This window comes from Halalkalicoccus paucihalophilus (assembly GCF_001593955.1).
Classification (GTDB): Archaea; Halobacteriota; Halobacteria; order Halobacteriales; family Halalkalicoccaceae; genus Halalkalicoccus; species Halalkalicoccus paucihalophilus.
On the sequence record NZ_LTAZ01000005.1, the window covers coordinates 560,005 to 586,161 of the forward strand.

Here is a 26,157-nt window from a genome sequence, read left to right on the forward strand (position 1 = left end):
ATATTTTATACTATATACTACTATTATAAATTTACTTTATTTCTTATTGGAAATTCAAGGGCGATGTTCGATACCGAAAGTACCGCGGGGAGCACGGAAGAGCGCTCGAACGGAACCGCCGATCGGCGGACGTTCTTGAGCGCGGTCGGGACACTTACAGGCGTATCGGTCGGAACGGCAGCAATGAGCGACGCCGCCACAGCAGAGGACACGAATCGAAACGGATCGGAGGGGACCGAATCGAAGCGAACGCCGCGAATCACCGCACATCGCGGCTACGCGGACGTCTATCCGGAGAACACTGTGGGAGCCGTCGAGGGGGCATCACGGCTCGGGGCCGACCGGATAGAGATCGATATCCAACCGTGTGCGGGCGGCGAACTCGTCGTCTTCCACGACGATTCCCTCGGCGATCTGACCGACGAGGAAGGGCGGGTCGCCGAGACGCCCCGTGAAACGGTGCTACGGGCGGAAGTCCTCGAGAGCGGGGAGACGATACCGAGGTTGGCCGAGGTCCTCGATGCGGCACGACCGAGTGTCACGATGAACATCGAGTTCAAGAGTTCTGGGAACTACTCGTGGGAGGCGGTCGCCGACCGCGCGTTGGACGTCGCCTCCGAGTACCCCGGTGACTTTTACGTCTCCTCGTTCGAGCCGGCGGCGCTCGAAGCGGTTCGGGAGGTCGATCCGACCGTTCCGGTGGCGGTGTTGTTCGGATCGGACACGGAGGAGAACCTCGAAATCGCTCGCGAACTCGATGCCGAGGCCGTGAACGTCTCGACGGGGGTGCTCGATCGCGACCTCGTGGAGACGGCCCACGAGGAGGGACGGGACGTAAACGTCTATACGATCGATAGCTGGCGGGAAGCACGCCGACCGGTCGAGCTGAACGTCGACGGGCTCATCGTCGATTATCCGAGCGTGCTGGCGTTCGCTTCCGAGAAAGCGGACTGAAAACGACAGCCCGTAGCACGGCTGCTCGGGCCGATCAGGGCGCTCGGAACACCCGTATCGTGTCCCGTGCCGTGGGTTCGCGGATCAGTTGGACGGCCCCCGTGTCGGCGAAGACCCGCTTCCAGTCGCGATGGTACAGCGGGAACTCGTCGTCGACGTAGCTGACGGCGGCGTCCTCCCGGCCGCGTGTGGGACCGTTGCCCTCGTTTTCGACCGTCACGAGCAGATCGCTCGTGATCCGGGCGAACTCCGCGAACACCCACTCGTCGTCGGGGTGGATGTGTTGGAGCGTCTCGACCGAGTAGACGACGTCGAACGCGCCGTCGTCGAACTCCGGAACGAGGTCTTCGATGGCCCCCGTATGGAACGTCCCCGCCTCCGCGAGCCGTGGATACTGCTCGGCCATCACCGAGAACGACTCGTCGTTGATGTCGATCCCGGTGAGGTCTTCGAAGCCGTGTTCACGGAGGTGTGTCAGGTGGCGTCCGGAGCCACAGCCCACCTCGAGGATCGCGGCGGTATCGTCGACGTAGTGGGTGAGCACGTCCACGAGCGTCTCGCTCACCTCGTTCGGTCCGATCTCGGCGTAGTACGCCGGCGAGAACCTCCCGGAGCGCTCGGCCCAGTCCCGGCGGACGTCGTCCGGCTGCATACGTCCTCGCAGGTGAGTGAGCGGTATATACTGCGCGGAACGGATGTGACTTCGGGTTCGAGCGGATCGACTCGTCTCGGCCCTAGAGCTGCATGAACAGCGGGATGAGAACCACCGCGAACGCCGCCAGTACGATCCCGTTGATCAACGCCGGGACGACGAACTCGTCGCCGGCGGCGGTCCGGATGAGCGGCAGCGTCACGTCCATCGTGGTCGCGCCGCCGACGCTGACGCTCGTTATCCCGTTGAGGTACTTGACGACGGGTGGGACGACGAGGAAGGTGAGGAGCTCCCGAAACAGGTTCGCGAGGAACGCGATTGCTCCCAGTTTCGAGCCACCGACTTCGAACAGCACGACGCCGGCATAGCTGTACCAGCCGAACCCCGCGGCGACCGCGGCCCCATGAGAGACCGGGAGCCCGATCACGGCTCCGACGAGCACCCCGCCGACGACGCTCCCGAGGGCCACCGCGACCGGAATCAGGAACACGCCCCAGCCGAGCCGCCTGACGTAGCCCAGCGATCCCGTATCGCTGCCGACCGCGAGTCCGACGCCGAACAGCAATAGCCACAGCGCGTAGACGCTTACGGGTTCCAGGCGTGTGAGGACCCACGGCGGGAAGGCGATCGACGAGAGGACGAATCCAACGGCGAGCGAACCGAATATGATACCGGTCGTTTCCCGATCGAACCCGTCCGTCACCGCAGTCGTCATGTCCGGTCGTGAGCGCGACGGCGAGCCGGTAGACGACAACGGATCGCTTGAGACGGTGCTGATCAGGCTGAGGGCGGTGCTCGCATAGACGCAGACGACGCTTCCAGCGACGCTCCCGATACAGAGGGCGACCGCCGAGAGACCGATGCGCTCGATGTCCCGCAGTAGTCGGTCGTCGCCGCCGATCTGGGCGCCGATGGCGAAGAGGAGGACGGCGACGACCGACGAGGACGATCCCGTCGGCGATGCGGTGGGTCCGCCGAAACGGGGATCGCCATCCGATCAGTCCCCCGACAGCGAAGACGGCGAGGAGAAGCCCTATGTCCATTGAAAGCCGTGTAGCGGTCCCTCGTTTCGTTGTCCGGTTCGTCCTCCCATCGTGTACCTCAGCTATACCGCCCTACGCTAGAAGTGCTAGGTGACGGGCATGAACGTATCGAAACCGTGAGGGCGAACAGAACACCGTACGTACCGACTGGGCCCGTACGAGGTAGAGGTGGGAACCGGTCGGGTCACTCGACGGATCGTTCGACGGCGTGACCGGCCTGTAACACGGTCGCGTCGTCGAAGCGCCGCCCGGCGAGCATGAGACCGACCGGAAGGCCGTCGGTCGTTCCGACAGGAATCGAGAGGGCGGGATGGCCAGTCACGTCGAACGGGGCCGTGTTCGGGAGCATGTTCACCGCCCGCTCGATGATCTGCAGATCGGACGGATCCTCGAGCCGCTCGTGAGCCGTCTGTGGCGTCGTCGGCATCGCCAGTACGTCGACGTCCTCGAGGACCTCGTCGTACGCGGCGGCGAGGTCCATCGAGAGGTTTCGCGCCTTGGCGTAGTAGCGACCGTGGTACTCCTCCGTGAGGTACTCTCCGAGCGTCGCGACGAGTTTGATCGTCGGCGGGAACGCGTCGGCGTTCTCCCGGCGGGCCTCGGCGAACGCCGCCATCAGATCGGTGTCGTAATACCCGTTTCCGAAGTGACCGATCCCCTCGCCCGCGATCGTCGCGGTCGTTTCCTCGTTGGCCACGCCGTTCCAGATCGCGAGCCCGTCGAGGTGCATCGGGATCGAGACGTCTTCGATCGCCGTTCCCGTCTCCGCGAGGGTGTCGAGCGCGTCCCGAACCGTCTCGTCAACGTCCGGATCGCTCTCATCGTGGCCGAACCCTTCCTCCAAAACGCCGACGGTGAGGGCCTCGGGGGTCGACTCGTCGAGCAACTCGGTGTACGGTTGGGTCGTGACCGCGCCCTGTCTGGGATCCAGCGGGTCGTCGCCGGCGATGACTTCGAGGACGCGGGCACAGTCGGCGACGCTCCGTGCGAGCGGTCCCGTGTGATCGAACGACCGGCCGAGCCCGAGGATCCCCGTGTACGGAACCAGCCCATACGTGGGTTTGTGGCCGACACAGCCGCTCCATGCCGCCGGAATACGGATCGAGCCGCCCTGATCCCCGCCGATCGCGACGTCGACGTCGCCGGTCACGACGGCCGCCGCCGAACCGCTCGACGACCCGCCCGCGAGGTGATCGGGGTCGTACGGGTTTTTCACGGGACCGTGAGCCGACATCTCTCCGCTCCCGGAAAACGCGAGGTCCTCCATGTTGAGCTTCCCCGTGATCGACGCCCCGGCCGCGAGCAACCGTGTAACGACCGTCGCGTCGATCGACGGGACGAATCCCGAGACGACGTCCGATCCGAACGTGGTCTCGATCCCCGCGACCGAGACGTTGTCCTTCAGACCGACGTCGTATCCCGCGAGCGGACCCGACTCCGCACCCTCGACGAGGCAGGTGCGGACGAACGCGTTCAACGGGTCCTCCTCGGTCGAAGGTGCTTCGCCAGCGGTGCGATCCGGATACTCGACGTCCGGTTCGGATGCGGACAGTTCGTCCAGTCGCTCGTACGCGCCGAGTACCGCCGGAATCGCCGCCGACAGGTCCTCGACTTCCCGTTCGGAGAGGTCCATGTGATGGGTCGCGGCGTACCGTTCGATCTCGTCGGTGGTCGGTGGGCGAAGGTCGGTCATGACGTATAGTGTGCGCGTTGGCAACACACATGAAGGTAGTGACCGGGAGGCGGAGTAACCCCCTCGAACGTGTCCATTTGGAGGGGTCACTAAATCGACCTCGTGTCACGGATCGATCGGTACACGCCGTGGCGGTTCCGTCGTGGAGGATCGGGAATACACCGACACGACAGAGGTGAACCGGGAGGGTTAGCGCTGTGCGCTCGATCGGGACACGTCCGAGAGCAACCCGAGGTAGTCGACGAGCAGGCGCGGGAGCAGGAACCGCTCGCGGACCATCTCGCGTCCTCGCTCGCCGAATCGGCGCTTTCGCGTCCCGTCGGTGAGCAGTCGCGTGATGCGCTCTGCCGTCGCGGCGATGTCCGTGGGCTCGACGAGGTAGCCGTTCTCGCCGTCCTCGATCTGAAGGGGGATCCCCCCGACGTTCGTCCCGACGACCGGCGTCCCCTTCCACAGCGCCTCCGAGACGGTCAGGGCGAACCCCTCGCGCAGGGACTTCTGGAGGACGACGTCGGCACCCCGCTGGAGGGCGTTGATCCCGGCGTCGGGGTGGTTCGTCAGGAGGTGGACGTCCGGATCGTCGCGCGTCGCCTCCTTCACCTCCCGGTAGACGACGATCCCTTCGGGGTCGTCGTCGGGCATCGCGCCGACGAGCGCGAGCTGCGCGTCGGGGATGGACGACTTCGCCTCGCGGTAGGCCTCGATCACGCCCAGCGGGTCCTTCCAGGGGTCGAACCGCGACACCTGGACGACCAACGGCCGATCTGTATCGAACGGGTAACTCTCGAGGTCGGCGGCGTCAGCGGCGTCGCCCGACAGCCCGTCGAGCGCTCGGTTCTTCTCGGTCAACGGGTCGATGGCCGGGTGGACGACCGTCTTCTCGACGCCCGTGATCCCCTCGCCGTACTCCGGGAGGGTGACTATCGCGCGGTCGATCGGATCGAGGTACGACTGGACGAACTCCAGAAATGGTGGCGCTGCTGCCGTGAGATCGATGTGACAGCGCCAGACCAGCGTCGTCTCCGGATACCGCTCGGCAAGCGTCGGTGCCATCCCGAGCGACTGTGGGTCGTGTAGCACGATCACGTCGTAGGCCTCGTCCAGGTCGGTCGCGTTCCCGACGACGACGGGCCGATACGTCTCGTGCATTGCGTCGGTGAACTCGCTTTTCTCGCCCTGAAGACCGTTGTGGATGGCCTTCGTCACGTCGAAGAACTCCGTGTGGGCGTCCATGACCAGCCAGTCTGTCTCGACCCCGACGTCGTTCAACAGCGGCACCAGCGAGCCGACGATCTCCGCGACGCCGCCACCGCTCGCCGTCGAGTTGACGTGGGCTACCCGTACGTCCACGAGCGCGTCCGTCGCGTCGCGGATCGCCCGGCGTTGTCGGTCGTCGAGATAGGAGTCGTAGGCCGTCACGGTCTTCTCTTCCGTCGGTGCGTTGTGCATCGAGTGTCCCCGATAGTCAATCACACCCGCATGTTATCACGATTTGGGCGCGCCCGGACCCGAAAGGCGACTAATCCGCCCGCGACGCAAAGGACGACGCGTCGGCTGGGGCGTACGAATCGAGGCGGACGGAATCCCGGTGGCGCTTCCGTTCGACCCAGTTCCGGGCGTCGGCACAGAAGAGGTCGAACCGATCACCGGCGCTTCCGGCCGGGTGTGATCGGTTGTACGGCGACTTCGGGGCGCGGAAGAAACTAATCAGGGTCCACATCACGCAGGTCGCGAGCGCGCCTGCGGCGGAGAACGTCATGCCGAGCGTCGCGAACGTAACGGCGTAGACGCCGCCGATGATCATCGAGGGTGCGCTCGTCGCGATCGGGACCCGCGCGGCCGTATCCCGAAGCGTCGGTGCGAGAAAGACGATAGAGAGGCTACTACCGGCCATGAAGACGAAGTCCTGCCACATCATGGTCGTGCCTCTCTGTGAATGGGAGGGTGCTCTCGAACTGGCATCAAGACTTACTCATACTGTAGTAAATAAATGCCTTATGGTCCAGTCGTTCACTAATCTCCACACAGAACGCCTAAAACGCCGGACAAGGCGTGATACCGTGATACACATTCTCGGTAGATGGGGTCGGTCTTGTACCGGCAGTTTTCGTCTCCGTTCACGGAATCCCGAGGCCGGATTACCTCTCCACTCTCCGATGTGACCCCCATTGGAGCTATTCGTACTCATATTCAAAATCACCGCCAATCGATCGGCTCGCCAGTAGTGGACGGTGTCCGGCCATGCGCTCGGCAGTCGGCGGTGACGGTCGGTTTTACCCGGAGTGTTGAACCCCTCAGTTCACGGCGTCGTCTCAACGGGATATAAGGAGTATATATGCGTGTTTACGTCCATCACACACGAGCCATGCAGGCACAGAGACGCACGCTCCTCGTCGGGATCGGAGCAACGATAGTGGGGCTCGGTACGGGCAGCACCGTCCTCGCGAACCAGCACACCGGGAGCGACGACGGGGCCTCGTCGGCGGACGACGCCGGCAGTGGAACCGACATCGAACTCCCGCGGGAGTATCACGCCCACTTGGAGGGCGAACCGCACGGAATCGAAACGGATGCGATCGGGGAGGCGAGGTTCGAAGTCAACGAGGACGGAACGGAAGCCACCTACGAGGTGACGGTGGAGGGTCTCTGTAACGTTACGCAGGCCCATATCCATCTCGGCGCCGAGGGCGAGGACGGGCCCGTCGTCGTCTGGCTCTACCCCGAAGGCGGGACGGAGCCGAAACTCGTCGACGGGCCGTTCTCCGGCACCCTCGCGGAGGGATCGATCACGGCCGAGGACCTCGTCGGGGACTGGGAGGGTGCCGACTTCGCGGACGCCGTCGGGACCTTCGAGGAGGAAGGGGCCTACGTCAACGTCCACACGGAGCAGTACCCCGAGGGTGAAATCCGCGGTCAGATCCTTCCCCCACACGAGTGACCACGGTCCTCGGAACGGACCACCGGCACGAACGCCACCCTCGTTTTCGGGGAGGACCACGGTCGTTCGTCGAACTTCGATGCCGATACGTCGACGCGTGATCACACCTCGAGGATCTCAACGAGTCCCCGCGTGCCGTCGATCCGAACCCGCTGGCCGGTCTCGATGCGGCGTGTGGCCTCGGGAACCGACACGACTGCCGGTAGCCCGTATTCGCGGGCGACGATCGCCCCGTGGCTCATCCGCGTTCCGACCTCCACGACCATGTCCGCCACCTTCAGGAAGGAGCGACCGTCCGGGAGCCGTCACTCGCGGAGGTCTTCCGTTCGGAGTTCGCCCTTGGCGTACCACGTCCGGGGCCGGACGGCCGCGGCGATCGCGGCGAGATAGAACAGCGCGACGACGACAGCGACGACCCCTCCGGGGATCACGCCGATCGCAGCGCTTTCGGTCCACGGCCCGGAAGCGAACGCGGTAATACGGACGATCCAGGCGGCGAGTAACACCGCAAACAGCGGGAGGTACACCCGGCGGAGCCGGTGTGCGATGGCCTCCTCGGCGGTGATCTTCAGCGTCGGCGTCCGGTAATCCCGGCTCAGGCGTTCGCGCCAGTTCGGGTCGGGGAGCCCGGCGGAGGGGTCGAGCCCGTAGGCGAAGACGTTCTCCTGCAGCGTCCGGACCCTGCTTCGCCAGATGTCGTAGCCACGATACCGGCGCGCCTCGATCAGCAGGAAGACCGAGAGCGTCGCCATCCCGATGAGGATGACGTAATGTGGGGTCTCGGATCTGGAGAACGACCACGTCAGGATAGCGGAGATGACGACGACCGCCCAGTTGGTCGTCCGGTCGAGGCGCTCGCGCCAGAACTTCATGCGGTGGATCTCGCCGCGATAGAGGTGCGCCATCGCGGATCCCGGCCCCATATCCTCCTCCAGTAGTCCCTGCCCGATCTCTCGGTGATCCGCGTCGGCCGGGTCGATCTCCTTCGCCGATGACCGTGTCATCGCGGACCCCGGTCGGCGAACACCAGCGGCCCGAGACCGGGGGCGGCCACGCCGATCATGCTTCCGGAAGGGAGTCCAGAACGCGGACGAAGCGTTCTCGAACCTCGGTTGCGATCCCGTCTAGCTCGGGCGTATCGATGACAGACAGCAGCGTCTCGGGATCGACCGCGCTCACTCCGACGGTGCCATCCTCGGCTTCGTAGACGACGACGTTACACGGGAGCAGCGTCCCCAACTTGAGGTCCGTTTCGAGCGCTCGGTGAGCCAGCGACGGGCTACACGCCCCCAAGATGCGGTACTGGCGGTACTCCTTGCCCAGTTTCTCCTCGAACGTCCGTCGAACGTCGACGTCACAGAGGACGCCGAACCCCTCGTCGGCCAGCGCGTCCGTCGTCCGCTCGACCACCTCGTCGAACTCGCCGCGAACCCGCGTATCCATAGTATAGGACATACAGTACAATATTATGCACGGCCGCTAATAGGTGTTGTGTCTCCCGAACGAGGTCCGAGACGTCAGTCGGGGAGGCCGATGGCCTCGGCGATCAGCTCGTGCGATCGGATCCTGTCTTCGGGGTCCTCGATGAGGTTCTGGACGATGACCTCGTCGGCGCCGACCCGGTCGGTCATCCCCTCGAGGAGCGTCTCGACCGTCGAGGGGCTCCCGGAGATGGCGCGTGGCCACTCGTCGACCGCCAGCGACGCCGGTGTCGGATCAGGGACGCCGCCGAGTTCGTCGATGGCTTCCTCGACGGTCGGCGGCGTCCCGAAGGCCCCCTGTGCCATGCGCCGATAGGCGGCCTCCGAGGAGGCCCGGAGGCGCGCCGCCTCGTGATCGGTCTCCGCGCAGGCGACGTTGAGCGCGAGCATGCCGTGTGGGGCGTCCAATCCGGTTTCGAATTCGGAGGCGCGAAACCGCTCGCGGTAGGTGTCGAAGGCCTCTTCGGCCAACGTCGGCCTGATGAACGCCGCGAAGGCGTAGGGAAGCCCGAGGTCGCCGGCGATGGCGGCGCTCGACGGACTGGAGCCGAGCACCCACACCTCGGGGATCCCGTCCGGGGAGCGGGGGATTCGGATCCCGCTGTAAGGGTGGTCGTCCGGAAACGCGCCGTGGAGGTGTCTGGCCGTCTCCTCGATCTTCGCGGCGTGATCATCACTCGGACGGCGGGCGACGCCGGACCGGAGCGCGCGGTCGGCGGCCGGCATTCCCGTCGCGCGCCCGAGACCGAGATCGATCCGTCCGGGCGCGAGCCCGTCGAGCGAGGCGAACGTCTCGGCCACCTTGAACGGGCTGTAGTGGTTGAGGAGGACCGTTCCCGAGCCGACGCGGATCTCAGAGGTCTTCGCGGCGAGGTGGGCGATCAGGGTTTCTGGGGTCGTGCTCGCGATCGAGTCGGCGAGCCCGTGGTGTTCGGCAACCCAGAACCGCGAATAGCCGAGGCGTTCGGCCGCCCGAGCGAGGTCGACGGTGTCCTCGTAGGCGTCCGTTGCCGTCGCTCCGTTCCGGACGGGTGCGATGTCGACGATTGAAACGTTCATAGGGAATCACAACGAGAAGCGCGTCGTGACCGTCTCGGGGGTGGCCGTACTTGACTCTGTCCGGTTCGATCCCTCGAAGGGGTCTCCGGGTTAGACCAGCAGTTGATGTCCGACTCGGCCGTGTCCCGAACGACCGCCGCGGGCGGGAGGTGAAAATCGAGGCCGTCCACATGCCCGGTCACACGACCGGAATGACCGTCCGCCGGTTTCGGTGTGCCAGTGAAGCATCACTCCGAGAGAGAGGTACGGGGCGATCTGTCTCGAACGCCGGTCGGCCCAGTCGGTACGATCCGTGCGTTCGGTTGTGACGGAACCGGATCGCGGTGTCCACCGGTTTTCACCGTCGGTAAGACAGTATTGTACATACTATGCAAACAGTTTTGAGTCTCCATCACATAATATTGGTAACTAATGGCTAACTCGATGAGTGAAATGCTCCGCCAGGACATGCAGTGTGAGGGGCTACTGGAGTGTTTCCACGATCTCAAGGAAATCGACAAGAACGTCTTTCGGATGTTGAACGAGACCGAGGACTCGCTCACGGTCGACGAGATCGCGGACCGAATCGATCGCGAGCGATCGACGGCCTATCGATCCGTTCAGCGCTTGCTGCAGGTCGGGTTCATCCAGAAAGAGCAGATCAACTACGAGCAGGGCGGCTATTATCACGTCTATCGGCCGCGGGACGCCGAGGAGATCGCCCAGGAGATGCAGCGGATGCTCAACGACTGGTACGCGAAGATGGGCCAACTCATCGGCGAATTCAGCGAAAAATACGCCGTCGAGTCCGGTCGATCACCGCCACTCGAAGGCTGACCCGTTCGTGTCGGTTCACCGGGGTACCGCTCCACTCAGTCGTCGGATCGTTTCTCGTGTGACGCGGGGGTCATGACGGACGCGGAGCTTCGGTGCCCTCGTTACGGGCCGATTTCCTTTCGGCCCGTGACGCTCGCCGGAACCAGTCGAAACGTTCGGAAGGTCACGTCTTCGGGCGGCCGATCGAAGATGTCCACCCGGGGGATGTCTACCGCCCACATCCCCTGGACTGCGGTCGATTCGTACGGGAAGTCAGTCACCCGCTCGAGTTCGCCGGTCGCCACGACGCTCTTCCAGCCCGTCTCGGTATCGCCGTGGACGACGAAGCTCACGGGCCGTTCGATCGCTTCGACCTTCTTGCTGTCGGGCAGCATGGACAGCTCGTAGTAGAAGTGCGAGGTCCCCTCGTCGTACCCGTACGAGACGGGGATCGAAAACGGCGGCTCGTCCCCCTCGGTCGAGAACGATATCACGCCGGTTCCCCCGTCCCCGAGGAACCCATCGATCTCTCCATCGGTCATCTGGACCCAGCGGAGGTCTCCCATAGGGGTCGTATGCCCCACTATGGGAAATCAGTTACTCCGATGATACCTTCTGTCGTCGGATCGGCCCGATCCTCGGGGGACGGGCCGACCGAACACAGCCCCGCTGGCCCGAGGTACCGGTTCCAGAGAATGGGAACGGACGCAGGGCTATACGGGTGCTGGGAGCCAACTAGTCCCGTGTGAAGGAGATGTACGACAGAATCCTGATTCCAACCGACGGAAGCAACGCGGCCGAAAAGGGTGTCGAGCACGGGATCGAGCTCGCGTCCCGATACGACGCGGTGGTCGATACGCTGTACGTCATCGACGAGCGACTGTACAATACCCCTGCGCTGTCGAGTACGGAAGCGATCTTCGAGAAACTCGAAGCCGACGGCGAGACGGCGATGGACCTCGTCGCCGAGCGCGCCGCCGAGGCCGGCGTCGAGGTCGCCACACACGTCGTTCGTGGCCTTCCACACGAACGGATCGTCGAATTCGCCGACGAGCACGACGACCTGATCGTGATGGGGAAACGAGGACGCGGGGACGTCTCGCCGCCCCACATCGGCAGCGTCACCGATCGCGTCTTTCGCACGGCCAGCGTCCCGGTCTTCCCGGTCTGATGTCGGCGACGAGCGCTCTCTTATGCCGCGGCGCCACCGGTCTCCTCACCGAAGAAGAGATACAGCCCCAAGACGGCGACCCCGTCGCCGTGACGCCCGTCAGGACGCCCAGGCGGAAGTACTCCATGCCGCCGAAGAACCAAATCGCGCCGAGATAGGCCGCGAACTCTACCCCGAGGAGGTAGGGATGGGTCGCCAGTAAGGAGTGAAATAGAGGACCGGACCGACCAGCAGGGCCAGCGCGATGAACTGGATCGCGCGGTCGACGGGCACGAACGGCGCGAACACGCCGAGATACGGGTTGATACCCGCGAGTAGAAGGGTCAAAAACGGAAACACCCAGTTGAGCGCGTCCGTCTCAGTGCGTGCTGTCTCGTTCATCCCTTTCCCTTCGTTTCGGAGACGATCAGCGAACGACGGTCACGGGTACCGGCGAGCGGCGGACGACGGTTTCGGCAACACTTCCGAGCACCACCCGCGAGAAACCGGTTCGCCCGTGGCTGCCGATCACGATCCCATCGGCGTCGGATTCCCCCGCGTACTCGATGATCGACTGTGGCGTCCGTCCGTAGACGAGCTCCGTCCGTACGTCCACGCCCCGGTCTTTCGCCTCATCCTGCATCTCGGTGAGCAACTCCTCAGCCTCCTCTTGCTTGCGTTCGAGCAAGCGATCGTCCCAAACGGCGGGATCGGAGACGGCGACGACCGCCGTCGGACTGATCACGTGCAGAACAGTGATCTCCGCTTCGGGGTACTCGTCGAGTGCGAACGCCAGCGCTTTGCGAGCCTGAGTCGAGTGATCGACCGGCACGAGGACGTGTTGTAGCATACGCTACCTAGTAGCCACCCACGACGAAATAGTTATTCATCCAATAGGACCCGGTTCTGACCCGACGGTCTCGGGATCGGCGTGAACGGGCCCTGACGCGGACTGATCGGGACGACGGTTCGAGCCGGCTGGCGTTATTCCCTGATATCGGCCTCCTTTCGTCCGCTGATCTCCTCGGGGACGAGCCGGAAGAACTCGAACGAGACCGTCCTCGTGGGTTCGTCGAACATATCGACGAGGGGGATATCGACCCGATCGAGCCCCTCGAGGGTCTCGGTCGCGATCGACTCCTCGTCTACGTCCTCCAATCGACCGTTCGCGACGACGCTCCGCCACCCGTCCGCTCGGTCGTAGGTCACGAACGAGACGTCACGCCCGTTCAACTCGCCCTTCCCGCTGTCGGCCCCGACGGCGAGGCGGAAATAGAGGGTCGTTTCGGTCGCGTCGTAGCCGTACGAGACCGGTATCGAGTGTGGGCTCTCCTTATCGGGTGTCGAAAGCGAGATGACGCCGATGCCACCGCGCCCGAGGAGTTCGTCGCGCGTCTCGGCGTCCATCTCGACGCTGGTGTCTGCCATACCCCTCCTACGGCGTGTGACGGGTAAAAAACAGCGGCTGGTCCGGGAGCATGACGATGGAGTGGTGCGCCCACGGCATCGGGAGACCGCCGAACTGGACGGGAACTGTATAGTTATTTCGTCCCGTGGAACCGATAGTCGGCCGATGTACGACCGGATCCTCGTCGCGACCGACGGGAGCGCGGACGCCGAGCGGGCGGCCGAGCACGCGGTCGACCTCGCCCGTCGGTACGGGGCGGAACTCCACTGTCTCTACGTCATCGAGACGCGGACCGCCTACGACAACGCGATCGTCGAACCCGAGATCGTCCACCGGCGCCTGCGCGAGGAGGGTGAGGAGGCACTCGACGCCATCGAGGCCGATGCGAGAGGAGTCGGGACGGTCGTTTCCTCGATCGAATCAGGGGTGCCCGCGGAGGTGATCACTGCCTACAGCGACGAGAACGGGATCGACCTCGTCGTCATGGGCGCGAAGGGGAAATCGGCGTTCAAGACGATCCTCCTCGGGAGTACGACCGAAGCCGTCGTCCGATCGGGCCTGCCGGTGTTGATCGTCGGTGAGCCCGAGCGCTGAGGAGTGAATAGTATCGGCTCGGGGTTCGATCCGGACCCGTCGACCGATCAGAGACCGGCGGCACTCCCGTTTTTGATATCGGTCATGCTCATACACTCCGGACACCCGTAGAGGACCCCCCTCGTTGTCGGCGAACACGCGGTGGAAATCCGCCGTGACGTGATTCCCACACTCGTTACACTGGGACATACCGCTACGTCCTGTCGGTGGGTTATTAATTTTGGGGAGATTACAGCTATCAGGAACGAACACGAGTCGACCGACGAGAGGATCGGTCGGTCATGGCACGTTCCGCTAGTCGATCATCTCTCTGATCAGTCATTTCTGGGAGATGACTATAGATATATTATGAAAATATTTCTACTGGAACAGACGCCTTCGGCCGTTATGTACGAATACAAATATATAGTACGAATAGTATAACGACTCTACCCCTCGAGACAGTCGATCGTGGCCGCTCACAGCCGTTCAAGAAAATATCAGGAATTAAATGAGTATTTTCCGAATAGAATTATATAGTATTCTTATCTTTACTACTATAATATATATTCTAGACTACTAGTTGTTTTATAACTGTTATATCTATCCAGTAGTATCGATTTTCCCATATGTCGTCTCGCGCTCCGATACCGGTCGGAATTGGAGCCAGTTATTGGCCGGAAAAAGCCATCACAACCGTTAATGCGACCGCTGATTGGCATTGAGTTGACCATGAGCGCAGTACTGATGCAACCATCCGACCGACTCTGTCGGGGATCGGTTCCGGATCCCGACATATCACCGTGGCTATTGGTCACGGCGACGGGGTTCGAAGCGACGACTCGGTGCCTACGCACACGGCAGCCGGCATCGGCCCGTCCTATCGGGAGGCCGACAGTGGTGGCTTCGTATCGAAACCGCCTGTCGCTGGACGATGGCGGAATGGATCGGAGGTGTGAGTGACGATGGAGCCCTGGAACCCGCTGTTCCGAGGCGTCTTGGTCACGGCGTTGATACTGCTCGTCGGTGTGCCACCGACCCTCTCGTTCGTCGTCTTTCCCGAACTCGAGCGTCGCGGTCTCGATACGACGCGAGCGCGCCACGTTTCCCTCTCCATTATCACCGCGACACTCATCGGAGCGGGCCTCGCCGCGAGCGCGCTGGCAGTCGGGAACGCACGGGCGTCCGAAGTCGGGACGTTCCTCACATGGATGGGGTCGACCGCGGCGGGAGGGGCGTGGACGGTGTTCATCGCCGCCGCGATAGTCTCGGGGGCGGTGACGGCGGGTCATCGGGCGTTCTCCGAGCGGGTCTCGCGACGGTTTTGGCTCGGGACCGTCTCGGTCGGTGCGCTCGTGATGCTGGTCGCGTTCTGCTGGACTCGCTTCTCGACGGCCATCGAAAACCCCGCCGTGGCCATCCTCGTGAAGTTCGCACACATGGGAGGTGGAGCGCTGTGGGTCGGCGGCCTCGCCGTCCTCGCCGTGCTCCCGTCGCTCGTGCCGCGTGAGCCCGAAACCGATCTGGCGGAGTTCGTGCTCTCGACCGTCCGCCGGTTCTCGCTCATCGCCGTCGCCGGTGTCACGATCGCCGTGACGACTGGCGTCGTCATCTCGGCGTGGCACGTTCCGGCGCTCTCCGCGCTCGTGACGACCAAGTACGGCATCCTCCTCTCGCTGAAAGTCGGACTTGTCACCGTCGCGGCCGCAATCGGCGGGTTCAACCGGGTCGTCCTCCACGACGAGATCGCCTATTCGGTTGGCGAGTCGAAGGGGGTCGCGGCCCTCCCGGGGATGCTGACGGGTGTCAGACCGCGGATAGCGGCCTCCGACGCCGTCTCGACCGTCACCCGTTCGATCCGGATCGAACTGACGATCCTGATGCTGGCGGTCGGGCTGTCGGTCGCGCTCACGACCGCCGTCACGCCGTCGTACGAACTGCTCGAACCCGCGGTGGCGGCGTCGAGCGAGGTCGTTCAGGGGGTCCCGCTCACCGAGTTCGGGACCCTCCTCGAACTCGGCGCGATCAGCGTCGCCCTCGCCGGAGCACTCACGCTCGGGTACGAAGTGGGCCAGTTCGGCGTCCACCGGAAGGAACGCAAGGAGCAGCCCGACTCCCAGCCACGCGAGGAGGTCGAACTAAGCAACGACTGATCGCCCGTATCGAGCCCGGTCCGAAAGGGCGAGAACGCGCCGGGTAGGCGTATTTGGTGGAATCGGCGGCTCGGCGGTCGGACGGATGCGAATCCGTCGGGGGTGCGTCGCACGGGGACGGGAGCCGTGTCGTCCCGATTAGCAAGGCCTTAGTCGATACGGCGACCGGATAGCCCATGACGGAGCGTTCGGCGGACATCCAGCAGTCGATAGCGGTATCACCGTCGCCGGGCGAGGAGTTCCGGACCCTCCCGTGGGCACACCAGCGCGAGGTGTTCTTTCAGTTTCCCGAATCGATCCAACAGGCCGTCGTCGAGGACATGGACCGGCACCAACTCTACCGGTTCGTTCGCCGTCTCGACCCCGACGAGGCGACCGACGTGCTCGGGTTCGCGACCGAGAAGACCCAAGAGGCGATCCTCCGCCGACTCGACGACGACCGGCGGACGAAAATCGAGTTCCTCCTCGAGTTCAGTCCCGAGAGCGCCGCTGGGATGATGCACCTCGACTACGTCACCGTCGAGAGCGCGCGGAGCTTCCGTGACGTGACGGCGCGTGTCAGGCGCTACGAGAATCGAACCGGTCGCTTCCCGAGGATCTTCGTCACCCGCGACGGCACGCTGTTGGGCGAGTTGCCCGGACAGGCACTGGCGATGGCCAACGCCGATTCCGAAGCGATCACCGACTACCTTCACGAGACGCCGACCGTCGGTTTCGACAGTGAGCAAGAGGAGGTCCTCGAGGTGTTCCGAGCGAACCCCGAGAGCACCGTCGCGGTGCTGGACGAGGACGAGACGATCCTCGGCGTCATCTACGCCGAGGACCTCCTTCGACTCGTCGAGGAGGAAGCGAGCAACACCCTCTACGAGTTCACGGGCGTCGTCGAGGAGGAGAGCATCCTCGACGGCCCGCTGGCGAAGATCCGAAACCGGTACAAGTGGCTGATCGTCAACCTCGGGACCGCCTTTCTTGCCGCCGCCGTCGTGGGGCTGTTCGAGGACACGATCGCGGCGTTCACGCTGCTTGCGGTCTACATGCCGGTCGTCGCCGGGATGGGCGGGAACGCGGGGACCCAGTCGATGGCGGTCACTGTCCGGGGACTCGCGTTCGGGCAGGTCTCGCTGTCGACCGGCGGCCGTGCCGTCTTCAACGAGATCCTCGCCGGCGGCGCCAACGGAGCGATCACCGGCGTGATCGTCGCGGTCATCGCGGCGGTGTTCAACCAGAGCCCGCTCTTGGGCGTCGTCCTCGGCGTTTCGATGGTGTTGAACCTCGTCATCGCCGGCTTCTTCGGGACGGCCATCCCGCTCGTGCTCGACCGTCTCGAGATCGATCCGGCGACGTCGGCGACGATCTTCATCACGACTGCGACGGACGTGCTCGGGTTCTTCGTCTTCCTCGGCCTGGCCCGGACCGTCCTCGGGATCTGAGTCGGGTCGTTAGCCGGCGACGCGTCCGACCGTGCGCCGTCGGATCCGATCCACCGTATCCGTTCCCTGTACCGGGATACCGCCACCCACACGCTTACGTACTCTTGGTCCGATGACAATAGCTGACGATAGTCACTAGGGAACGATTACCATGACAATCACGAGAACGCTCTCCGAACGACTCCCCCGCGAGGCGAGAAGACGGCTGCCGCCACTGGATCGGGACGCGGCGTCCCGTCTGAAGGATCGTCTCAGTGCAGGGACAGAGGCCCTCACCGGGCTTCCGACGCGCGTCCGCCGCCGCGCCGACGAACGAACAGGCCGTGCGATCGAGGACGGCGTCCGCCGCCTCACGAACGAGAACGGGTTCGACGACTGGGACCTCCCGGACGACCCCGTGCTCGACCGCTTCCTGTCCCGATACGGTCTGGACGACGCCCGCCTCGACGAGCGGACGCTCGAATCGATCAGAAACCGACTGGTCGCGGGACCCGACGGGGGGACGACCCGACCACTCGACCGTCTCGTCGCCGAACTCTCGGCGCGATCCGGGACGGACGGAGACCGGCCGGCCGAGCGGCAGTTCGTCGAGGCGCTGTCCCGACTCCGGGCGGACGAGGACGACCCGATCCGTTCGCTCAACGACCTCCTCGAGCGGGACGCGATAGAGACGGCCCAGCGGGTCGAGCAACTGGTCGTCGAGGACCTGCCGGAACTACTCCGGAGATCCCGGGTCGATACGAACACGGATCGGGGGGACAGGCTGCCCGTCGCGGCGGCGCTCGCCGCGATGACGGTCATCGTGGACGGCGAGGGAGTCGACCCGGCCGTCGAGCGTGGCCTCGTCGAACTGGCCTCGTGTCTGGGCCGCGCGCTCGACGATGGAGGCGATTCGCCGGAGCGCGCCCTCTCGGAGCTGGTACGGAAGTATCGGGAGGACGGGTTGGACCTCGAAACGCTGCGCTCGAAACCGACCGGTTCGGCCGCGCTGGTCGTGTTGTTCGTTGTAAACCTCGTGGGGATGGGCGTGGGGGCGTGGCTGTCGTATCGCCACGCGCCGCCGATCCCCGAGGAGGTCCGCGGTCCGGACGGGACTGTCCTCGCCACCGCAGAGCAGGTGCGGGCCGGCAAGAAGGCCTTTCAAGCGAACGGCCTGATGAACCAGGGGTCGATCCTTGGAAACGGTGCGTACTTCGATGCCGATCTCACGGCCGACGCCCTGCGCTTGAAAGCCGAGTTCATGCGCGAGTACTACGCCCGCAAGCAGGGGATCGAGTCCGTCGAGGCGCTCGACGGGGACGAACGGGCCGCAATCGAGGAGCGCGTCAGACGGGACCTCGATACGGACGCGCCCGAAGGGCCGATCCTCCGGTATTCGGCGGCCGAGGCGGACGCCCATCGACGGATCCGCGAGGCCTACGTCGAGCGCTATCACGAGGGTGACCGCAATCGGGGGATTCCGGAGGGGTTCGTCGGGAGCGCAGAACAGGCCGAGCGGGTCGCCGACTTCGCGCTCTGGACGGCTTGGATGGCCCACACCGATCGCCCGAACGCGGATCACTCGTATACGAACGACTGGCCCTACGAGCCCGCTGTCGGGAACCGACCGACCGGGCAGGTGCTGGTCTGGAGCACGATTAGCCTCGTGTTGCTTGTCGGTGGCGGGGCCCTCGGCGTGTGGGCGTACCACGCCCTCGACTTCGCCGAACCGACGACCGACGTCATCGACGTGCCCTCGCCCGACGAGGTGTCGGTTACGCCGGCACAGTACGCCGCGGCGTGGTACGTCCCGGTCGCCGGCGCGCTGTTCGTCGTTCAGGCGCTGACCGGGGCGCTGTTGGCCCACTACTACATCGAGCGCACCGGCTTCTTCGGCATCGGCGACGCGATCGGGATCGATATCGTGTCGCTTCTCCCGTTCGCGACGGTTCGGACCTGGCACGTCAACCTCGCGGTGCTCTGGATCACGACGCTCTGGCTCGCGGGCGGACTCTTTCTCCCGGGGCTGTTCGGCGACGACGACCCGCCGTGGCAGGCCGCGGGGACGACCGCGTTGTTAGGGTTGCTCGTGACCGCGACGGTCGGCGCCTTTGCGGGGGTCTGGCTGGGTATCCGCGGGGCGTTCGGTACACCCGAGGAGGGCGAACTCTGGTGGTGGCTCGGCTCCGAGGGGCTCGAATACCTCGAGGTAGGTCGGCTCTGGAAGCTCCTGTTGCTCGCCGGGTTCGCGGGCTGGACCGGGTTGGTCCTCCGAAGCGTCCGCCGAATGGACGACTCGCCGACCGGGCTCGGGCACTTCCTCGCCTATGCGGGCGGCTCGATCGCGCTGCTGTTCGGAGCGAGCATGCTGTATACCCCCGAGACGAACGTCGCGGTCACGGAGTTCTGGCGCTGGTGGGTCGTCCACATGTGGGTCGAGGGCGTCTTCGAGTTCTTCGTCACCGCCGTGATCTCGGTCGCGCTGGTCTCGATGGAACTCATAGAGCGACGCGACGCCGAGAAGGCGATCCTCTTCGAGGTCTTTGCGATCATGGGCGCGGGCATCGTCGGCGTCTCGCATCACTACTGGTGGGTCGGGCTGCCCGACTTCTGGGTACCCCTCGGGACGACCTTCTCGACGCTCGAGTTCGTCCCCCTGGTGTTCGTCCTGTACCGGAGCCTCGGGGAGTACCGCTCGCTGCGCGCTCAGGGCGAGGAATTCCCCTACGAGATCCCCTTACTGTTCATCCTCGGCAGCAGCGTCTGGAACTTTGTCGGCGGCGGGGTACTCGGCTTTTTCGTCAACCTCCCGGTGATCAACTACTACGAACACGGCACCTACCTCACGGTGGCCCACGCCCACGCGGCGACGTTCGGCGCGTTCGGGCTGCTCGCACTCGGGCTTGGAACCTATATCCTGCGCGTGGTCACCCCCGAGGAGGCCTGGGACCCGACGTGGTTCCGGGGGTCGTTCTGGCTGACGAACGTCGGACTCGCGGTCATGACCCTCGCGTCGCTGCTGCCGGTCGGGTTCGCACAGCTCCGAACGGTCTACACCGAGGGCTACGCCGAAGCCCGGAGCCTCGAGTTCTACGAGCGGCCACGGGTTCAGGCGCTCTTGTGGGCGCGAACCCTCGGGGACACCCCGATGATCCTCGGCGCGCTCGCCTTTACCGTCGGCGCGGTCCGACAGCTCTATCGCGCGCGACGGCCCCCGACGGAACGCCACCGGAAAACCCCGGGGGCCTAGTCGGTCAGTCGCCCGTAGTAGCCCCGCAACCGCTGTCGTGCGAACTGCGCGAGCAACTCGAGATCGTCGAACTCGAGGAGTTTCGCGATGGCCACCTTGCTCCCGGCGTTGATCCTGCTGAGGGTCTCGGTATCGAGGCGGTCGAGGTCCCGAAGCAGGGTATCGTAGCGCTCGTTCGAGGCGAGGTACAGCAGTTCCGTCATCGACAGGCGCGCGCCCTGTCCCGGTGCGACTTCGGTGTGCCAGAGCTCGTCGTACAGCGAGACCTCCTCGGCCGACGTATCGCGCTCGCTCGGGATGAGACACTGATCGGCGGTGATCGCAGCGGCCCGTCCTGATCGCATCCCCTTGTGGATCCCCTCACCCCAGAGTGGGTCGATCGTCGGGACGGTATCGCCGATCGCCATGAAGTTGTCCGTGCTCAGGGAGCCGGGGGGCTGGATGTGTGCGGAACCCCGATGCTGGCGACCCTCGATCCGCTCGGCGGCATTGAAGCGTGGATCGGTGTCCAGCCAGTGTTGGAGGTAGCCGTCGACCGTTCGGCGGGCTTCGGCGTACCGCTGGTAGCTCTCGTTTTGGATGTAACAGAGGCCGACCTTTGCCGTGTCCTCACCGGTGTGGAAGATCCAGGCATAGCCACCCGGTGCGTACTCGTGATCGAGCCGGAGCATCATCGCGTCGGTCAGATCGGCGTATCCCGGTGCGTCGAGATCGACACCCTCGAGTTCGTACTCGATGCCGATCGCCTGCTTCGCTCGCTTGAGGTCGCTCACGCCGAGTGCCTTCGCCAGCGGGGCGGCCGGCCCGGTGGCATCCACGACGATGTCGCCGTAGACCTCCCGGGAGCCGTTGTACTGCACCCCGACGGCCTCGCCGTTCTCGGTGATCGGCTTCGAGACGCGGGCGTCGAAGCGGTACTCGGCCCCCGCTTCGATGCCGTCCTCGACGAGGTACGTCTTGAACGCGCCGAAATCCAGTACGCCGCCGGCCTGCTCCTGAACGAAGTGTTCGTTCGGCGATTCGATCACGATGCTGTCGGTGAAGTGCATCACCACGTCGTCCGGGATCCCGAACGCCGCCAGCATCGAGGGAAACGTCCCGCCGGTCGATTTGTTGCTTTGACGCGGGAACTCCTCTTCCGATTCGGTCTCGAGGACGAGGACGTCGTACTGCCGTGCAGCGAGGTCTCGTGCACACTGTGCACCCGCGGGGCCGGCACCGGCAACCACGACGTCGAAGGAGTCGTCCATAACCAACCAATACGGGAACCTGTTATGAATTTTGGTACTCGGCGCGGCCCCGCTGCTGGAGACGACCCCACGTGCGCGCGATTCCTACCGGTAGAGGACGGTTTCCTGAAAGGTGATGAGATGGCTGTCGCGGGTCGACGCCGGGACGACGTCGCCGTCGACGAACCGGGCGTGATCCCCCGAGAGTGCCGCCAAGGAGGCCGCAAGCGCGTCGATGTTTCGCTGGGCGATCCGTCCGCTCCTGCCCGGATCGTGCTCGGCGATACGGATGTTCTCCTCGATACGCGCGGCGTTGAGCACGATCACGTCCGTTTCCTGTCGATGAAACACGTGTGTGAACCGATCGAGCACGGAGACGACGTCCTGTAAGCGGCTTCCCGACCCGTCGGTGTCGAAGAGGCTCGCTCCGGGTGGAAACAGCGACGGATAGCCCTCCGAATCGGTCAGTCCGGCGGTGAACCCGTTCCGGTGGGTCTCCGTCAGCAGCGTCGCCACGGCCGCCTCGGCGTCCGGAGACAGGGTGTCGGGGATCTCGAGCAGGAGATACTCGCCAGTGAGTTCGTCGATCGAGATCGGAGAGTCGTACCCTCTCGAGTCCCGGTGGCGCGTCGGAAGACGCCGTAAAATGCCAGTAAAAAGCGACTTGATAGTCTGCATCCCGGGCGAGTAGACGCCGGATTTCCCGTTAAGCGCTTCGATCAAAAAATACAGTCTATCCACTGTCGATACGATGGCTACTCGTGGCGTGGGGAGGACGACGGTCGGGTCCAGTGGACCGTCGTCTCGACCGCTAGGAGGAAACGATACCGTACCGGTTGCAGGCGATCATCCCGATTACGACGGCGAGAAAGCAGATCGTGTGGCTACTGTCGTTCGTACGTAGTTCGAAACGGGCGTGTGTCAGAGGCACCCGTCAGGCGTTCGCTTGGTTTGATTTCAAGTAGTGAGCTCATCCACTCCTTCCAAGCGAATCTGCCTACTCCGACCCAAGAGGAGAGACGGCAAAAGGATCATGCCTATCTATTTAGCATGGGAACGACGAGCAGCGTGGTGATCGTTCGGATAGTTCAAAAGGATAATGAGTATCGGCTAAATATTTAGTAGAATACGTACCTGATTCCCGTTCTGTTCCCCTGAATGGCGTCCGGTCGAGAGGACGCGGAGCCTCCACGTCGATCGGACGGTCTGTCGTGGCGGGTCACGACCCGACGAGTGGTTCGGAGCAATCGATTGGTTCCGATACCAATATACGGTCGGAGCGCCAGTTCGCAACCGTCGACCCGGAACGGGGACCCGTCTCGGCTGTAGTGGACAGCGGTCCCGAACCCACCCGAAGGACACGGCGAGGGGGCGGGTCGTCCCTCGCCTTGGACGGAGTGTACTCATGTCACAACGCACCCGAACGGATCGTCAGGGGAGATCGGTCCTGTTAGCTACTGTCACGACGGCCGAACAGCCTCGCTCCGACAGCAGTCTCGCGTCCCGAAGCGAGTCGGACTCCGATGGGGTGACCGACGTGCTTTCGTTTCCGGACGTCGAGGAACTCTACCGAACGTTCACTCCGAAAGCGCTCGAACTGCTCGACGCGATCCGCCGTGAGCGCCCGGCGAGTATCACCGAAACCGCCCGGCTCGTCGGACGCGACGTCAAAAACGTCCACACGGAGCTCCACCGTCTCGACGACGCGGGGGCCGTGTCGTTCGTCGACGACGGACGGGCAACTCGCCCCGTCACCGAGTACGACGAGGTTCGGCTCCGCGTCTCGTTCGACGAGGGGGCTTTCGCGCCCGACGGGACGGGCGACAGGTCGGCTCCAACCGAGATCCCCGAAGCGGTCTACGGCCGGATCACTGACGCGGTCCTCTCACTCGATCCGGCCGCTCGTGTCACCTACGCCAACGAACGGGCCGAAGAGTTGCTCGAACATCCCGCCGAAGAGGTGGTCGGATCGGTGATCTGGAACGCGTTTCCCGAGGCGACCGGGACGGTCTTCGAGGACCAATATCGACGGGCCGTTCGAACGCAAGAGCCCGTCAGCGGCGAGGGATACTTCGGCCCACTCGACGCCTGGTTCGCCGTCCGAGCGTATCCGACGGAGACCGGAGTGACGGCGTATTTCAGGGACGTCACCGACCGGAAACGCCGTGAGCAGCGGCTCGAGAACCAGCGTGCCGAACTCGCCGCGATCAACCACCTGAACGGTGTCATCCGGGAGATAACCCGCATGGCGATCGAGACACCCTCGCGCGAACGGATCGAGCAACGGCTCTGTGAGCAGTTGGTGGACACGGAACGGTACGCCTTTGCGTGGATCGGCTCGATAGAGAGAAGGACCCGAGACGTGACGTGGGACTGTATGGCCGGTGGCGACCGGTCGTATCTCGAGGCGTGTCGTACCTCCATCGAACGTACGGATCCCCACGGACGGGGACCGACGGGGACCGCGATTCGAACGCACGAACCGCAGTTCGTACAGGACATGCGGACGGATCCCGACTACGGACCGTGGCGATCGGAGGCGCTCGAGCGGGGGTTTCGGGCGTCGGCAGCGATTCCCATCACGCACGACGGTGTCCTCTACAGCGTGTTGAACCTCTATGCGACGCGCCCGAACGCATTTACGAAGCCCGTCCGTGAGGCGCTCGGTCATCTCGGAACGGTAATCGGGTACGCGATTCACGCCGCCGAGCAGCGCACGGCACTCCTGAGCGAGTCCGTCCGCGAGATCGAACTCCGCAACGAGGACTTCGCACAGCGGTTGGTCGGGTCCGACTCCGAGGTCCACCTCTCGGTGGACCGAACGGTGCCGACCGGCGAAGGCAGGATCCTCCACTTCATGGAGGTGTCCGAGATGAGCGCCGAGGAGTTCGTCGACTCGATCACTCGAGTGCCGACGGTCGAGGAGGTGACGCTGCTCGAGGAAGACGAGCGGGACGGCTCGTTGGTGTTCGAGGTGACGATTGCCGAGCCGTCGCTGACCGGGACGCTCGTCTCATACGGGGGGCGGGTGCGGAGCGTGCAGACGACGGCCGACGGGACCCGTATCGTCGCGCAGTTGCCGCCGAGCGCTCCGATACGGGAGGTGGTCGAGGCGGTAAACGAGGTCCATCCGGGGACGGAACTCATCGCCCAACGAGCCGTCGAGCGCGAACCCAGAACGACCCGAGAGATCTACAGCGTGATTATGGATCGCCTCACCGAAAAGCAGCGTGCCGCACTCGAGACGGCGTACTTCGCGGGCTACTTCGAGTGGCCACGATCGGTAACCGGCGAGGACGTCGCGGCCATGCTCGGGATCACGGCACCGACGTTTACCAACCACATGCGGATCGCCGAACGGAAACTCCTGGCGGTGCTGTTTTCCGACGACACCGATCCGATATCGCTCGAATAATACGAATCCGATGGGGGTAGCGGGAGGTAGATTTGAACTACGCCGACTTCGGTCGCTTCGCTCTACCGTTCTCTTATTCAAATCTACTCCGTGCAATACCTGCTGCTCGCGGATTTGTTCGCAACAGAAGTATAGCGGGAGGTAGATTTGAACTACCGATCTGCGGGTTATGAGCCCGCCGGAATCTCCTGGCTATCCCATCCCGCTACCAGTTCATACCGGAGTGTCGTAGTTAAGGGTTGTGATTCGGAAATCGCATCCCGGCGGCGAGGTAGACGGCGGGACAAACAGCTTTGAGGGTGCCACCCAGAGAAGGGGTATGACACGACTCGCGCTGATCGCCCACGACGAGAAGAAACCCGATCTGATCAAGTTCGTCCGGCGCCACGAGGAACGCCTCGCCGAATGTGACCTCATCGGAACGGGTACCACGGGAAAACGGCTCAACGAGGAAACCGGTCTCACCGTCGAACGCATGGCCTCGGGGCCGCTGGGCGGCGACATGATGATCGGCGCGGAGATCGCAAAGGAGGCCCTCGACGGCGTGATATTCCTGCGCGATCCGCTTCGCGCCCAGCCACACGAACCGGACATCACCGCCCTATTGCGGATCTGTGACGTCCACGACACGCCGCTCGCGACGAACCTCGCGAGCGCGTCGTGTCTGATCGAGGGCGTCTGAGCTACGCGGAGGGCGTGCCGCGCTTCTGGACGATGTCGACGGCCTCGGCGTCAATGGTTTCGACATCGAGGAAGTGGGGCACGTAGTTTCGCCGCTCGAAGTCCCCGCGTTCGTCCTCGGTGCCGATGACACACCACAGTTGGGGACGCTCGGGGCCGTGCCAGTCGCCGTTTCGCGAGATCGAAAAGAGGACCATCTCCTGGTCGTCGTAGTCGATAATCCCGTCCTTTCGGACGCCGGGATCCCCGTGGATGATCAGGCGCTTCATGCGGT

26 protein-coding genes, 1 tRNA gene and 2 pseudogenes are annotated in these 26,157 nt (G+C 64.3%); 11 read left to right on the forward strand and 18 right to left on the reverse strand.

Annotation, left to right across the window (positions count from 1 at the left end):
* Nucleotides 1-63 precede the first annotated feature (63 nt).
* On the forward strand, nucleotides 64-954 hold the full coding sequence (locus HAPAU_RS12395; RefSeq protein ID WP_066383062.1) for a glycerophosphodiester phosphodiesterase: 891 nt from the start codon (nucleotides 64-66) through the stop codon (nucleotides 952-954).
* A 34-nt stretch (nucleotides 955-988) separates the two neighbouring features.
* Here HAPAU_RS12395 and HAPAU_RS12400 read toward each other — a convergent pair whose 3' ends face one another.
* Both HAPAU_RS12400 and HAPAU_RS12405 read right to left on the reverse strand, forming a co-directional pair.
* Complete coding sequence (locus HAPAU_RS12400) at nucleotides 989-1,606, reverse strand: class I SAM-dependent methyltransferase (RefSeq protein WP_066383069.1); 618 nt, start codon at nucleotides 1,604-1,606, stop codon at nucleotides 989-991.
* Nucleotides 1,607-1,688: 82 nt separating this feature from the next.
* On the reverse strand, nucleotides 1,689-2,321 hold the full coding sequence (locus HAPAU_RS12405) for a lysine exporter LysO family protein (RefSeq protein ID WP_245634093.1): 633 nt from the start codon (nucleotides 2,319-2,321) through the stop codon (nucleotides 1,689-1,691).
* Between the two features lie 154 nt (nucleotides 2,322-2,475).
* Here HAPAU_RS12405 and HAPAU_RS22305 point away from each other — a divergent pair, with 154 nt between their 5' ends.
* A complete protein-coding gene (locus tag HAPAU_RS22305) occupies nucleotides 2,476-2,652 on the forward strand; it encodes a hypothetical protein (protein ID WP_245634094.1) in 177 nt (58 codons plus the stop codon).
* 181 nt (nucleotides 2,653-2,833) lie between these two features.
* Here the strand turns inward: HAPAU_RS22305 and HAPAU_RS12410 are convergent, their stop codons facing one another.
* The 3 genes from HAPAU_RS12410 to HAPAU_RS12420 form a co-directional block, all read right to left on the reverse strand.
* Complete coding sequence (locus tag HAPAU_RS12410) at nucleotides 2,834-4,342, reverse strand: amidase (protein WP_066383070.1); 1,509 nt, start codon at nucleotides 4,340-4,342, stop codon at nucleotides 2,834-2,836.
* Nucleotides 4,343-4,531: 189 nt separating this feature from the next.
* Nucleotides 4,532-5,791, reverse strand: a complete 1,260-nt coding sequence (locus tag HAPAU_RS12415; protein ID WP_066383072.1) for a glycosyltransferase — start codon at nucleotides 5,789-5,791, stop codon at nucleotides 4,532-4,534.
* Nucleotides 5,792-5,861: 70 nt separating this feature from the next.
* Complete coding sequence (locus tag HAPAU_RS12420; RefSeq protein WP_066383073.1) at nucleotides 5,862-6,260, reverse strand: hypothetical protein; 399 nt, start codon at nucleotides 6,258-6,260, stop codon at nucleotides 5,862-5,864.
* Nucleotides 6,261-6,707: 447 nt separating this feature from the next.
* Between HAPAU_RS12420 and HAPAU_RS19710 the strand changes: the two genes are divergently transcribed.
* Nucleotides 6,708-7,280 (forward strand): CHRD domain-containing protein, encoded by a 573-nt coding sequence (locus tag HAPAU_RS19710; RefSeq protein WP_084383709.1) that lies wholly within the window; start codon nucleotides 6,708-6,710, stop codon nucleotides 7,278-7,280.
* Between the two features lie 101 nt (nucleotides 7,281-7,381).
* On the opposite strand, the pseudogene HAPAU_RS19715 reads toward HAPAU_RS19710, so the two are convergent.
* The 4 genes and pseudogenes from HAPAU_RS19715 to HAPAU_RS12440 all read right to left on the reverse strand — a co-directional run.
* Nucleotides 7,382-7,564: pseudogene (locus HAPAU_RS19715) on the reverse strand (PEP-utilizing enzyme); the annotation flags it as partial.
* A 21-nt stretch (nucleotides 7,565-7,585) separates the two neighbouring features.
* Nucleotides 7,586-8,284: a DUF2270 domain-containing protein gene (locus HAPAU_RS12430; RefSeq protein WP_066383075.1), complete on the reverse strand. Its 699-nt coding sequence runs from the start codon at nucleotides 8,282-8,284 to the stop codon at nucleotides 7,586-7,588.
* A 55-nt stretch (nucleotides 8,285-8,339) separates the two neighbouring features.
* Nucleotides 8,340-8,735 carry a DUF302 domain-containing protein gene (locus HAPAU_RS12435; RefSeq protein WP_066383076.1) on the reverse strand — a complete coding sequence of 132 codons (396 nt, stop codon included), beginning with the start codon at nucleotides 8,733-8,735 and terminating at the stop codon, nucleotides 8,340-8,342.
* Between the two features lie 62 nt (nucleotides 8,736-8,797).
* Nucleotides 8,798-9,820, reverse strand: coding sequence for an LLM class flavin-dependent oxidoreductase (locus tag HAPAU_RS12440; protein WP_066383077.1), 1,023 nt, complete (start codon nucleotides 9,818-9,820; stop codon nucleotides 8,798-8,800).
* A 411-nt stretch (nucleotides 9,821-10,231) separates the two neighbouring features.
* Between HAPAU_RS12440 and HAPAU_RS12445 the strand changes: the two genes are divergently transcribed.
* Complete coding sequence (locus HAPAU_RS12445; protein WP_066383078.1) at nucleotides 10,232-10,636, forward strand: helix-turn-helix domain-containing protein; 405 nt, start codon at nucleotides 10,232-10,234, stop codon at nucleotides 10,634-10,636.
* A gap of 101 nt (nucleotides 10,637-10,737) precedes the next feature.
* Here HAPAU_RS12445 and HAPAU_RS12450 read toward each other — a convergent pair whose 3' ends face one another.
* Nucleotides 10,738-11,181 carry a pyridoxamine 5'-phosphate oxidase family protein gene (locus HAPAU_RS12450; protein ID WP_066383079.1) on the reverse strand — a complete coding sequence of 148 codons (444 nt, stop codon included), beginning with the start codon at nucleotides 11,179-11,181 and terminating at the stop codon, nucleotides 10,738-10,740.
* 188 nt (nucleotides 11,182-11,369) lie between these two features.
* Between HAPAU_RS12450 and HAPAU_RS12455 the strand changes: the two genes are divergently transcribed.
* Nucleotides 11,370-11,786 carry a universal stress protein gene (locus HAPAU_RS12455; protein ID WP_066383081.1) on the forward strand — a complete coding sequence of 139 codons (417 nt, stop codon included), beginning with the start codon at nucleotides 11,370-11,372 and terminating at the stop codon, nucleotides 11,784-11,786.
* Nucleotides 11,787-11,954: 168 nt separating this feature from the next.
* Here HAPAU_RS12455 and HAPAU_RS12460 read toward each other — a convergent pair whose 3' ends face one another.
* The 3 genes from HAPAU_RS12460 to HAPAU_RS12470 form a co-directional block, all read right to left on the reverse strand.
* A complete protein-coding gene (locus tag HAPAU_RS12460) occupies nucleotides 11,955-12,167 on the reverse strand; it encodes a hypothetical protein (RefSeq protein ID WP_066383083.1) in 213 nt (70 codons plus the stop codon).
* A gap of 25 nt (nucleotides 12,168-12,192) precedes the next feature.
* Nucleotides 12,193-12,615 carry a universal stress protein gene (locus HAPAU_RS12465; protein WP_066383084.1) on the reverse strand — a complete coding sequence of 141 codons (423 nt, stop codon included), beginning with the start codon at nucleotides 12,613-12,615 and terminating at the stop codon, nucleotides 12,193-12,195.
* Nucleotides 12,616-12,749: 134 nt separating this feature from the next.
* Nucleotides 12,750-13,193, reverse strand: coding sequence for a pyridoxamine 5'-phosphate oxidase family protein (locus HAPAU_RS12470; protein ID WP_066383086.1), 444 nt, complete (start codon nucleotides 13,191-13,193; stop codon nucleotides 12,750-12,752).
* A 145-nt stretch (nucleotides 13,194-13,338) separates the two neighbouring features.
* Between HAPAU_RS12470 and HAPAU_RS12475 the strand changes: the two genes are divergently transcribed.
* Nucleotides 13,339-13,767, forward strand: a complete 429-nt coding sequence (locus tag HAPAU_RS12475) for a universal stress protein (protein WP_066383090.1) — start codon at nucleotides 13,339-13,341, stop codon at nucleotides 13,765-13,767.
* Nucleotides 13,768-13,893: 126 nt separating this feature from the next.
* Here the strand turns inward: HAPAU_RS12475 and HAPAU_RS23270 are convergent.
* Nucleotides 13,894-13,956, reverse strand: a pseudogene (locus tag HAPAU_RS23270) (DUF7563 family protein); the annotation flags it as partial.
* A gap of 755 nt (nucleotides 13,957-14,711) precedes the next feature.
* Between HAPAU_RS23270 and HAPAU_RS12480 the strand changes: the two are divergent.
* From HAPAU_RS12480 to HAPAU_RS12490, 3 genes are all read left to right on the forward strand, one after another.
* Nucleotides 14,712-15,899, forward strand: a complete 1,188-nt coding sequence (locus HAPAU_RS12480; RefSeq protein WP_066383093.1) for a copper resistance D family protein — start codon at nucleotides 14,712-14,714, stop codon at nucleotides 15,897-15,899.
* Nucleotides 15,900-16,075: 176 nt separating this feature from the next.
* Entirely contained in the window at nucleotides 16,076-17,329 is a 1,254-nt protein-coding gene (locus HAPAU_RS12485; RefSeq protein ID WP_066383094.1) for a magnesium transporter, read from the forward strand.
* Nucleotides 17,330-17,480: 151 nt separating this feature from the next.
* Nucleotides 17,481-20,558: a nitric-oxide reductase large subunit gene (locus HAPAU_RS12490; RefSeq protein WP_084383710.1), complete on the forward strand. Its 3,078-nt coding sequence runs from the start codon at nucleotides 17,481-17,483 to the stop codon at nucleotides 20,556-20,558.
* Here HAPAU_RS12490 and HAPAU_RS12495 read toward each other — a convergent pair.
* A complete protein-coding gene (locus tag HAPAU_RS12495) occupies nucleotides 20,555-21,808 on the reverse strand; it encodes a digeranylgeranylglycerophospholipid reductase (protein ID WP_066383096.1) in 1,254 nt (417 codons plus the stop codon). The genes HAPAU_RS12490 and HAPAU_RS12495 overlap by 4 nt on opposite strands.
* Nucleotides 21,809-21,892: 84 nt before the next feature.
* Nucleotides 21,893-22,465 (reverse strand): hypothetical protein, encoded by a 573-nt coding sequence (locus HAPAU_RS12500; protein ID WP_066383270.1) that lies wholly within the window; start codon nucleotides 22,463-22,465, stop codon nucleotides 21,893-21,895.
* A 727-nt stretch (nucleotides 22,466-23,192) separates the two neighbouring features.
* On the opposite strand from HAPAU_RS12500, the gene HAPAU_RS12505 reads away from it, so the two are divergent.
* Entirely contained in the window at nucleotides 23,193-25,202 is a 2,010-nt protein-coding gene (locus tag HAPAU_RS12505; protein ID WP_084383711.1) for a bacterio-opsin activator domain-containing protein, read from the forward strand.
* Between the two features lie 132 nt (nucleotides 25,203-25,334).
* Here HAPAU_RS12505 and HAPAU_RS12510 read toward each other — a convergent pair.
* Nucleotides 25,335-25,409: transfer RNA gene (locus tag HAPAU_RS12510), tRNA-Met, on the reverse strand.
* Nucleotides 25,410-25,521: 112 nt separating this feature from the next.
* Between HAPAU_RS12510 and HAPAU_RS12515 the strand changes: the two genes are divergently transcribed.
* Nucleotides 25,522-25,884 carry a methylglyoxal synthase gene (locus tag HAPAU_RS12515; RefSeq protein ID WP_066383273.1) on the forward strand — a complete coding sequence of 121 codons (363 nt, stop codon included), beginning with the start codon at nucleotides 25,522-25,524 and terminating at the stop codon, nucleotides 25,882-25,884.
* A 1-nt stretch (nucleotide 25,885) separates the two neighbouring features.
* On the opposite strand, the gene HAPAU_RS12520 is transcribed toward HAPAU_RS12515, so the two are convergent.
* The gene (locus HAPAU_RS12520) at nucleotides 25,886-26,152 is read right to left on the reverse strand and encodes an HAH_0734 family protein (RefSeq protein ID WP_066383100.1); all 267 of its coding nucleotides are present in this window, start codon (nucleotides 26,150-26,152) and stop codon (nucleotides 25,886-25,888) included.
* Between the last annotated feature and the right edge of the window lie 5 nt (nucleotides 26,153-26,157).